Origin of the sequence: uncultured Thiodictyon sp. (genome assembly GCF_903828115.1) — a bacterium.
GTDB lineage: Bacteria > Pseudomonadota > Gammaproteobacteria > Chromatiales > Chromatiaceae > Thiodictyon.
Genome location: NZ_CAIKKU010000763.1, coordinates 1 through 2,244, shown reverse-complemented (window position 1 = coordinate 2,244; position 2,244 = coordinate 1). Strand labels below are relative to the sequence as shown.

The following is a 2,244-nucleotide window of genomic DNA, read 5'->3' as shown; positions in this document are numbered from 1 at the left end:
CTCAGATGCCACTCCCTTGTTGCCCGCCAAGGCCGTGGTCAATAGCAATGATGACCTCGCCAAAGGGACCAAGAACCTCCGCTTCGACGATTCCTACTGCGCCAATCATTTGCTGTTCGATGACTGGTTCTTTTCGGGAATCGCACCGGATCCCACTCATTTCGGCACCGCGGGCAGGACTCAGAAAACGACCTTCACCGAGTTCATCACCGGCAAGACACCGCTGTCAAACCGCGCCTATCAGCCACTTCTGGAAGACCGCGCCGCTGCCACTGCTGACAGAGCCGCCGCTAACAGACTATTCACCGAGCGGGTGCTGAAAAACACGTCGTATCGCAGCATCGCCGCGCGCCTGGAGGTTGAGGGCATGTTCAATGTGAACTCGACATCCGTCCGCGCATGGCGCGCCCTGCTCGGCCACGCCCGCAACCAATGCATTCCCTACATCCGCAAGACCGGCAATGGCTGGGATATCAAGCTCTCGGCCGAGACGGATCACGCGACATCGCGCTTCAGCATCCCCGGAGATGTCGAGGCCGGCTCGCCTCCCGGAGGGGGCGAGTTCCCCGAGGCCACGGAATTCACCGGTTACCGCAAGCTGGACGATGAGTTCCTTGACGCCTTGGCCGAGGAGGTCGTGGCTGAAATCCGCAGGCGCGGGCCGTTCCTGTCGCTCTCCGAGTTTGTCAATCGCCAGCTCTCGTCAGACAATGAGCTGGCGCTGGCCGGCGCCCTGCAAGCGGCTATCAACACGCTGACCCAGTTGGGCGGCAAGACCAACCCGCTGGCCGTGATTCAGGGGGCATCGACCCAGGCACTGGCCAACCCGCCGGGTGGCGCCAGCCCCGAGGATCAGGCTGGCTACAAGTTTTACGATGCCGCCGTTGGCTACAGCTCCTACGGTCTGCCGGGTTGGACCCGCCAAGCCGATATTCTGCGGCCGCTCGCCCCGATCCTTTCCGTCCGTGACGATACCTTCACCATCCGCGCCTACGGCGACGCCCGCGATGCCGAGGGCAAGATCCTCGCCCGTGCCGTCTGTGAAGCCGTGGTCCGCCGCACCCGCGAGTTCGTCGATCCCGCCGAAGCCGCCGACATCACCACCGCACCGGCCCGGCCGAGCAACAAAATCTTCGGGCGCCGCTTTGAACTGGTCTCGCTCCGCTGGCTCGCCGCGAGTGAAGTGTGAGAAGAAGACAGAAGACGGTGAGACAGAAGACAAAAGACAAGAGACAAGAGAAGGCGGGAGCCATCGGCTCATGGCGCTCCGCGCGAAGCTCTATCGCATTGTCTTCTGTCTTCTGTCTTCTGTCTTGCAGCGTGGCGGTCTTCTGTCTTGCTACAATAACTGCTAACCGATAACTCACTCCCACCGTGAAACTTTTCGATATTATCTTCTGTCTCTGTCTGGTCCCTGCCGCCGCTCTCGCGCAGGAGGCCAGGCCGCGCACGTGCCGAATCCTGTTTCTGGAGCCAGCCCCCAATGCGCCGGAAACCCTCCAGCTCTTTGATGGCAGGGTTTCTCGCGAGGTGGAATTGCCACGCATGAATTTCTCGTGCGTGTATGAACTGCCTGCCGGGGCACTCAAACTCTATCTCCTGCCCACTGCCCCGGCGGATCCAAGGAAAATTCCGCCAGCAGCCCCGGTGGTGACCGTTCCCGAAGCACTGCTGGATATCTACCTGTTAGTTTCGAGCGATCCGTCCAATGCGGTTGCGCCGGTGCGTATGCAGGTCATCAATGCCGGGGAGGACAAAGTTAAGCGCGGCCAGATGCTCTGGTTCAATCTGACCCCCAGTGCTGTCGGCGGTACCCTCGGCACCGCCAGCCTCGCTATCGCGCCCGGCGCGCGCGCGGTCCTTGACGCGCCGGCAACACGCGGCGAAGAATATCCGGTCGCCCTGAGCTTTCGCATGCCGGGCGACAAGCAACTCTATCCGCTGTGCGAGACCCGCTGGCGGCACGATCCGCGCGGCCGCAGCTTGGTCTTCATCATTCCGGAGGTGGGCCGCCGCAGCCCGCGCGTGATGGCCTTCTCCGACTACCGCGAAGCACCAGCCACGAAGCCCTGATATGTCAAACCATGCTAACAGTTTGTTGCCGATCCAGCCGGAGCGTCTGCGCTGCGAACATCTCGCAAATCCGCTGGGCATTGATGTGACACAGCCGCGGCTGAGCTGGCTCATCGCGGCCGGAGGGCAGGGGGCGGAGGTCAGATGTCAGAAGCAGGCCGCCTACCGGAT

2 protein-coding genes are annotated in these 2,244 nt (G+C 62.3%); both read left to right on the top strand.

Annotation, left to right across the window (positions count from 1 at the left end; all coding sequences use genetic code 11):
* Positions 1-1,189, top strand: a 1,189-nt coding sequence (locus tag QZY48_RS28025; protein ID WP_295436939.1) for a hypothetical protein, incomplete at its 5' end; no start/stop codon positions are given.
* A 185-nt stretch (positions 1,190-1,374) separates the two neighbouring features.
* Complete coding sequence (locus QZY48_RS28020) at positions 1,375-2,073, top strand: hypothetical protein (protein WP_295436938.1); 699 nt, start codon at positions 1,375-1,377, stop codon at positions 2,071-2,073.
* The last annotated feature ends 171 nt before the right edge of the window (positions 2,074-2,244 follow it).